Origin of the sequence: Actinobacillus minor NM305, from assembly GCF_000175195.1 — a bacterium.
GTDB classification, from domain to species: Bacteria; Pseudomonadota; Gammaproteobacteria; order Enterobacterales; family Pasteurellaceae; genus Haemophilus_A; species Haemophilus_A minor.
The window spans coordinates 1-8,596 of record NZ_ACQL01000104.1 but is presented as its reverse complement, the minus strand read 5'-3'; the positions used below and the strand labels follow the sequence as shown (position 1 = coordinate 8,596).

The 8,596-nt window shown below is 33.9% G+C and carries 6 protein-coding genes; 2 read left to right on the top strand and 4 right to left on the bottom strand.

The genetic code is table 11. The annotated features are described in order from the left end of the window. Positions 1-232: 232 nt before the first annotated feature. Positions 233-2,302, top strand: a complete 2,070-nt coding sequence (locus AM305_RS07875) for a capsular polysaccharide biosynthesis protein (protein ID WP_005824750.1) — start codon at positions 233-235, stop codon at positions 2,300-2,302. Between the two features lie 4 nt (positions 2,303-2,306). Beyond that, on the top strand, positions 2,307-3,533 hold the full coding sequence (locus AM305_RS07870; RefSeq protein ID WP_005824748.1) for a capsule biosynthesis protein: 1,227 nt from the start codon (positions 2,307-2,309) through the stop codon (positions 3,531-3,533). 65 nt (positions 3,534-3,598) lie between these two features. On the opposite strand, the gene AM305_RS07865 is transcribed toward AM305_RS07870, so the two are convergent. From AM305_RS07865 to AM305_RS07850, 4 genes are all read right to left on the bottom strand, one after another. Next, positions 3,599-4,087 (bottom strand): PIN domain-containing protein, encoded by a 489-nt coding sequence (locus AM305_RS07865; RefSeq protein ID WP_005824746.1) that lies wholly within the window; start codon positions 4,085-4,087, stop codon positions 3,599-3,601. Then, a complete protein-coding gene (locus AM305_RS07860) occupies positions 4,068-5,138 on the bottom strand; it encodes a helix-turn-helix domain-containing protein (RefSeq protein WP_005824744.1) in 1,071 nt (356 codons plus the stop codon). The genes AM305_RS07865 and AM305_RS07860 overlap by 20 nt, the downstream gene beginning before the upstream one ends. Before the next feature lie 94 nt (positions 5,139-5,232). After that, positions 5,233-6,210 (bottom strand): CgeB family protein, encoded by a 978-nt coding sequence (locus AM305_RS07855; protein WP_035294262.1) that lies wholly within the window; start codon positions 6,208-6,210, stop codon positions 5,233-5,235. 109 nt (positions 6,211-6,319) lie between these two features. Continuing rightward, positions 6,320-8,479 (bottom strand): hypothetical protein, encoded by a 2,160-nt coding sequence (locus AM305_RS07850; protein WP_005824740.1) that lies wholly within the window; start codon positions 8,477-8,479, stop codon positions 6,320-6,322. Positions 8,480-8,596 lie beyond the last annotated feature (117 nt).

Sequence of the window (8,596 nt, the reverse complement as noted above, 5' to 3'; positions counted from 1 at the left end):
TTTCTAGACGTTGATCATTTTAGAGAGTAAAAGTAAACTCTAAGTTATAAATTGCTGATAGTAGCATTTGCACAAATTTATTTCATTCCTCTTACGTTTAGAAAGGGAGAAAAAGCCTTTGGACTAAATAGTTCTTGTTAAAATGTTACATAAACCACTATAAATTTATAGTATGAAAATTTTGCTAAGCAAAGTAGTAAAATGTTGTTTTATATTCCTGTGAGTATTGATAATGTTACCTCGCTCTCTAATTTTTTCTCGTAAACTTTTTAGAATTAACTATCTTTATCAATTTCTATCTGATAGCCAATTAATTCGAGCTAGTTTTTTTCGAAAAAATAATTATTCAAAAGTTCAAGTAGTTGGCTGGGGGTTAAGGCCATATACTCGTAGAGCTAGAAAATTTGCTAGCAAACATAATTTACCCTTTGTTGCATTAGAAGATGGTTTCTTACGATCAGTTGGGTTAGGAGTAGAGGGCTATCCGCCTTTTGCTATCGTGTATGATGATATAGGGATTTATTACGACACCACACGCCCTTCCCGTTTAGAGCATTTAATTTTGACAAATTCTCTAACCACAGAGCAATTAGAGCAAGCAGAAGATGCGATGAACAAAATTAGGGAATATCGTTTATCGAAATATAATCAAGCTCCAGATTTTTTCAACCAACAAAGCCAATCTCCGATAGTTTTAGTTGTTGATCAAACTTTCGGAGATATGGCGATAAAGTATGGACAGGCAGAAGAACAAACTTTCAAAACAATGCTGGATGCAGCTATCAGCGAAAACCCGAATGCCGAAATTTGGGTGAAAATTCATCCTGATGTATTGAGCGGTAAGAAAAAAGGGCATTTTACTTCATTTTCTTCTTATCCGAAAAACGTGCGTTTTTTTACCGAAGATGTAAATCCAATTTCCCTTTTACAAGCGGTCGAAAAAGTTTATTGTGTTACATCACAAATGGGATTTGAGGCTTTAATGTTGGGGAAAACGGTAATTACCTTTGGTGTGCCGTGGTATGCCGGTTGGGGACTGACGGACGATCGCCATAGCGCAATAGCGAAATTAAAATCAGCGCAACGCCGTACCAAAAGAAATTTGTTAGCATTATTTTATGCAGCATATTTTTCCTATAGTCGTTATATCAATCCAAATAATGGCGAACGTGGCTCTATTTTTGATGTGATAGATTATTTACACAGAGTAAAAACATTAAATGATCAACTAAGAGGCGATTTATATTGTGTGGGAATGTCGTTATGGAAACAAGCAGTAATTAAGCCCTTTTTCAAGTTACCGAGTTGTCATTTACATTTTGTTCGTTCGCAAAAAAAATTAGAAAAAAGACCGCTTGCACCAAATAGTCGTTTACTAGTTTGGGGAAATGGTAAACCGGAATTACTGGCGTTTGCTCAACAGCATAACTTAACGATATTAAGAATGGAAGATGGTTTTATCCGTTCTGTTGGATTAGGCTCCAATTTGGTGGCTCCGATTTCTCTTGTTCTTGATGATTTAGGGATCTATTTTAATGCTTTGATACCATCACGATTGGAATATATTTTGCAATATCAAAGATTTTCTTCTCAAGATTTGAGCATAGCAAAAAAATTACGAGAATGTATCGTAACCAGTAAAATCGGCAAGTATAATGTCGGAGATAGCTTTTATCAGCGAAATATAACGACAAAAAAGGTAATTTTAGTTCCGGGGCAGGTGGAAGATGATGCTTCAATTCAGACCGGTTCTTTGGAAATAAAAACAAATTTAGCATTATTAGAAAAAGTTAGAAAATTAAATCCGGAAGCCTATATTATTTATAAACCACATCCAGATGTTGTGAGCGGAAATAGAAAGGGGGCTATTCCCTCAAATCAAGTTAAAATGCTAGCTGATGAGGTGGTGGAAACGGCTAATATATTAGAATGTATTGAACAGGCTGATGAAGTTCATACAATAACTTCCCTCGCAGGTTTTGAAGCATTGCTACGGTATAAAGAGGTACATTGTTATGGTTCACCATTTTATGCTCATTGGGGGCTAACGAAAGATCATGCTAAGTTAAAAAATCCAGAACGTCGAACAAGAAAGCTAGCTTTGGAGGAACTTATTTCGGCTGTATTGGTCTATTATCCGCTATATATTGATCCGCAAAAACAACATTTTATTGATGCTGAACGTGCAATTCAGCTTTTAATGGAGCAAAAGAAGCAACTTCATTCAAATGGAATAAAGCGTACTTGGATAGCAAAACAATTCGGGAAATTAACTCATTTAATTCGAGCATTAAAGCAATAACGTTATGATTAACCACTATCTTGATGACCTACTTAATTCTTCACAGCGAGTCTTATTATTACAAGGCCCGGTGGGAGAGTTTTTCTTTGAATTTGGAAAGTGGCTGAAACTAAATCAAAAAATGGTATATAAAATTAATTTTAATGGTGGAGATGAGTTTTTTTATCCGAATTCTATAGAGAATACTTTTAGCTATAAAGAACATTTTGTTTTACTTAAAGCTTATTTATATGATTTTTGCAAACATCATCAAATAGATGCTATAGTCTGTTTTGGCGATAATCGCCCATGTCATAAAATAGCGAAAAAGATAGCTAATTTATTGAATATAAATTTTTGGGTATTTGAAGAAGGTTACTTTCGTCCTCATTATGTTACTTTAGAAAAGGATGGGGTAAATGCCTATTCACCTTTCCCCAAGAATGCTAATTTCTTTTTAAATTTAAAAACAATGCTTAAAGAACCAGAAAAGCCTCAAGCGCTTGCAAAAGGTTTTATACCGATGGCAAATAGAGCAATACGGTATTACTGGGAAGCTTATAAAAATCATAAACATTATTCTAATTATTCCCATCATCGCATTCTTGATCCTAAATATTATGTGAAACGTTGGATGATCTCTGCAATTAAGCGTATTTGCTATTGGTCTAGAGAGCGTTTTTTTGCATATAAAGTTGAGCGATGCAGGTTTGGTGATTTTTTTATTGTTCCTTTACAAGTATATAATGATAGTCAAGTCAAAGAACATTCTGATTATAAAAGTGTTGAAGCGTTTTTGCGTACTGTTTTGAGCTCTTTCGTGTTAAAAGCACCCGCTCATTTTAAGTTAATAGTGAAACATCATCCTATGGATAGAGGATTTATTGATTATCTTGCAGTTATTAATGAATTTATTGAGCTATATCCACAACTTAAAGGGAGAGTGTTTTATGTATATGATGTCCCTCTTCCTGTCTTTCTAAGAAAAGGTATGGGAATGGTAACACTAAATAGCACGAGTGGACTATCTGCATTATTGCATGGTATGCCGGTAAAAACACTAGGACGAGCAAATTATGATTTTGCAGGTTTAACCCACCAAGGTGATTTAGATGGATTTTGGTTAGCGCCTCAGGCGCCTAACGAAGAGGTTTTTACGGTCTATCGTACTTTCCATTTAAATAAAACCCAAATAAATGGTAGCTTTTATAATAAAGTGCTTCTTAAGGATAAAGAAAATGACGGCATATAGTTAGATGATTAAATAGGCATAGTAGACAAATTTGTCTATTACACCTTTTTGAAAAATAAACACGCCTAGTCAGGAATATCATTTATAATTTCTTTGGCTTTTTCCCATGGTAATCTTCTACCTTTATTTTTCATTAATTCCAGTGAAAATAACGCTCTCTGTTTATCAATAATTTGAAGAAGAACAAGTTGTTCTATAATCCAAATTGTGCCATTTGTTTGCACTGTTTCGAGAGCAGCTACTTTTCGTAATGCCCTATCTCCTGTTAGCAATGGACATTGTTCTTGTTTGGCTAAAGACAGGCAAAATAAATCATTTAAACTAGTTGGATTGTGTTCTTGTTTTAGATTAAATGCATAGAGCATAGAATTTTCAGTTAATTCAACTAATTTCAAACCTAAACTAAGTAAATGAGAATGTTGTATTTTTAGTTCTTGTTCAAATAGTATATCTGGCGTAATAAATTGATAAGGCAGTTGAAAAAAAGCTTCCAGTAACTCACCTACTTCTAAATCAATCACAATATTTGCATCACTAACTAAAAATTTCGACATTATCGTCTACTCCACGATGCTGAGCATTAAATAAGGTTAGAGGCATTTTAAGCAGTTCCGCTGCTTTTGATTCGGTAATAATATCTTCAGATAGCGCACGATGAACGAGCTGTTTAAATAACAACGTTTGTTCTTGATAAACAATATCTTCATAAGGTTCTTTCTTTCGCCATCCTAAAGAAGAAAATTGAATACATTTTTGTTTATACCAATATTCGCTAACAATTCCTAAGTCTTTCGCTCGATATAAGCAAGCTTGCATACTTAATCCAAATTCTTGCTTCAATGCTTTAAGCTCATAGATACTGATATCAGAACGTTTTTCTCCCAATTCATTAAAAGCACTATCTTTAGGAAGAAGAAATGCGGAAGCAAAGCGATGACAAGCTTTTTCTTCATCAATATTATGAGATAAACGTCCCTGTAAAATTAGATGACCCAGCTCATGTGCTAATGTAAAACGTTGACGACTTCCGCTCCAGTGTGCAGAAACAACAATGATAGGCATATTTTGAATATGGGCTTGTAAACCATCAAATTTTGCATTCTGATCAACTTCACTGATAATAACGAGAATGCCTTTAGATTCAAACAAATCAATTAAATTCGGTAGTGGATTTAATCCTAATTGCCAATGATGGCGCAATTTCTCTGCAACGAATTCAATCTCATCAAATGATTGAATTTGTTTTGGAAGATCTAATTGTAAATTAAATTTAGGTACAGGGAAGTTTGGCCATAAATCAGCTAATTCAGCCCAACGTTCTGCTTGATCTAAGACATCAGCCTCAATTTGTTTAAGTAATTTCACAGAGGTATTCGCTTTCTTCCGATATTCAATAGCTCCCAATGAGGGGGGAGTAGTACGAAAGAAAAATTCAATAGGGATATGTAACACTTGTGATAGTTTTAATAAGATAGATGAAGTTGGCATATTCACATTATGCTCATATTTCTTGATCATATTTGCACTTATACCAACAGCATTTCCTAATGCAGCCATTGATAACCCTGCTGCATTACGAGCGAGTTTTAAACGATTGCCGATCATAATTATGCCTCTAGGTTTATAAAAGGTCAGATTCTTGTTATTTTTATAAACCTCATTATGCCACAATTAAATGGATATAGAAATATCAACTTCATCAACGCTTACTTTGTATTTTCTGATAAATTTTTTGCAAAAAATGCTGCCAAGTGAAATTATTTAATACAAAATCAGCACCGGCTTTTGCCATTTCTAGATCATTTTTTGAAGGCCCAAATTTTAAGCGTTGAAATAACTCAACGGCTTCATCTTCATTATGAACAATATGACAATATTCTTTAAAAAGCGAATTTACCGCTAAGCTTGGTGTAGAAACTAAAATCCCTCCACAAGCTAAAACTTCTACAACACGGCGAGAAAACATCGTTGGTGAATCTTCAACCGTATTCACATTTAACGAAATGAGATAATCACGATAAATATCCGCAGTTTGAGCATAAGAAATCACAGGACGAACATTTAAACCAAATTGTTTTGGATAACGGTAATTATCAGACTTTCTTTCTGAATTTCGATCAAAAATATTCACAGGCAAGCCTGCTTTCAATGCTGCTGAAAATAGCATTTCTTGTCGCTCTCTACGCTTATCGTGAATATGTCGACTATAGCTACCAACAAAGCTTGCCTCAAAGTGTTTGAATCTAAACCCTTGATAATTATGAAGACGCGGCTGGACTGGAAACATCGCCACATCAACCGTTGTTGAAGCAGGAACAATAGCACGATAACGCTCAATACAATTTTGATCTACTGTAAAAATATGATCAAAATGTTTTGCAGAATCAATAAACCGCTCAAAATGCACGCCATCTTCTTTATTCCAAAATACGGTCGGAATTCCTTTTGCCTTCGCTTTTTCCACTAACCGCACCAATTTTTCATTGGTACGGTTTGGGTGATCAGGGTAGGATGCGATTTTGTATTTCCAACGATCTTTATAGCCGTTCCAAGCAGATTCAACTAATAAAATCGGCTTATTTTTATTGCTTAATCGCCACCAAGAATTCTGAAAGCTAATATCTTCCAAGAGCAAGGATTGGTGAGTAAGACTGTCACTGATTAGGTAGAGCTTCATTCTATTTGAATATTGACAATATTTATAAAAAATATTATTGCCAATAATAATTAAACGATCATTTAAAATACATATATTTACTTTTATCCGTAAATAAACAAGCTATCAATTAATTTAGCGTTAGGCTTTCTGTTTTTTGAGCCATAGATTCATTATCCCATTTATAGAATACTGTCAGACGATAACGCTTCTTGATATCCATATTTGGTACAGAAAAATACATCACCCTATTTTGGGTATACCAAATTTGATCTATTTTTACTCCATCCTCATATAGATAACACGCTATTTCACAATGTTCTTTTATATTATAGAAATACACAAAAACTTTCTTTTCATCTTGGTTCAAGTCTGCATAAAAAGAAAAATCACTCATATCAATTTCTTGACAAATATTTTCAAAATTACAAACAGAATTTTTTGTATATTGAATTTCATTTTTATAAGCAGGTTCAATATCTGACTTTATTACAAAAGTGGGATTATTCAAATCTACCACTGAAAAAGACAAATCAATGTTTTTATTCTCTATAATGTCCAATAGAGTTTCTGTTTTAGATACTGAAGCATATAAATGTTGAGCACTTTTCTGATACGCTCTAGCAACACGCTGAGTAATTCCATCAAAAAAATAAATTCCATTATCCAATGAAAACTGTCTTAATGTATTCATGTTTTGATTTAATCGCTGTAAACAAGCAGTATCAAAATTAAATGATTGAATATTTCTTTGCTCAATCTTCTTTGTTCTTGCTTTTATCAAAGCATCATAACTATCTCTTTGTTTAAAGCCATCAAATTTACTCCAATCTCGACTACCTTTTGTTTTAAAACTACTATCCCAAGGTGGTGATGCATAACTTAGTGCATTTAAATTTGGATCTGTTTGCTCAAGAATATCAAATAATGTACGTCCTTGCTCCTGATCGTGACGAGAAAGCTTTTTGCTAGCATATACAAATTCAGGCAAGCATAAAGGATAAGAGAGCAGTGCGCCTTCAGAGTAATGCGTATGTGCCACTCCACTATGACAGCGACTTCGATACTTACCATAATTAATATCAAGCTGCTGAATCACATCATCTCCATATCCAAAATCCATAGCATCAACAAACGCATCTAAAGATTTTTGATACAACTTTTCGTCTAAGTATTGACTAGGGCACAAAGCTCTAAACAATGATGCTAAATCCTGTCTAATTGAGGCTTTTGATTTTCCTGCATTATTCCACCATTGTGGAAAACCCTCTTTATAGCCAATACCAATATAGCTTCTAAATAATTCACCACCAATACCTGTGAATCGTATTTCTTTCTTGCCTACTACTTGCGAATATTTTGGTCTAAAATCAAACGAAGAGTTGCTTCTTAAATTTTGCCAATTACTGACAGCTTCATCAAAACTGATTTTGTACTCATCAAAATCGGAGTTGGTATTCCAAGATAAGTCATAGTATTCCATTAGTCGACATGCCAAAGAAAAATCTTGATCTAATATCTCTCTACTAGCTCCAGCTGCAACTCCAGATGAAGCTGCGGTATAAACTGAAATATCTTGATACTTACCAGAAGCTAAGATAAGCCCAAGTAATGCACGAGAATCTTTTCCACCAGATAAAGATAACTCATTAACCAGCCCAGAATTCGTTGCAACACCAATCATTTTACAGGCTTTTTCAATGCCTTTCTGTATCAAATCATCGTATGACAGCGAGTCTAAATAGGTGGGTCTTGGTTTACGAACGATCGATATTCCTTTTTTTCCAAATAGCAACATTTCATCATCATGTAGTACATTAATATCGCTTGAAAAAGTCTCAAATGAGCAACGAGTAGAAAATAAATTTGTTACACTAGATAAGTGTGGCATAGCAATATGCCAGTTTATTCCAAATTTACCTGAAAGCTTTTTAACCGCCTGTGCTACTCCACGAAATGAATTACCAACAATCAACGTTTTTTCGTTATGCACATCACAGATAGAGTAAAAAATTTGCCCAAATCCAAAGAAATCGGAACTAAACAAGCCTGTTTTAGAGTTCTCGTCATAAAATAGACCAATCCATTCGCCTGTCCATAGTAATGTATCTTCAAAACTGGCTTGAATTTGATTGGATTTATCGCAATAAGTTAAATTATTTTCATTACTTACAATACCCAGAATTTCTTTTAATTGAAAATTTTTTGACTCAATAGATCCTAATTTCTCAAAAAATTTCCCACAATTTTTAATGACAAATACATTATGTGTTCTATTGTAAATCTGCATAATTTACTTTACTCCTCTTTCTTCCATAAAGTATACAATCTCAATGCATTAGCCAGCATTGCCTCTTGCCGGTGTGGTTTATCAAAATGTAATGGAATCATAGATAAAAATAGCAAT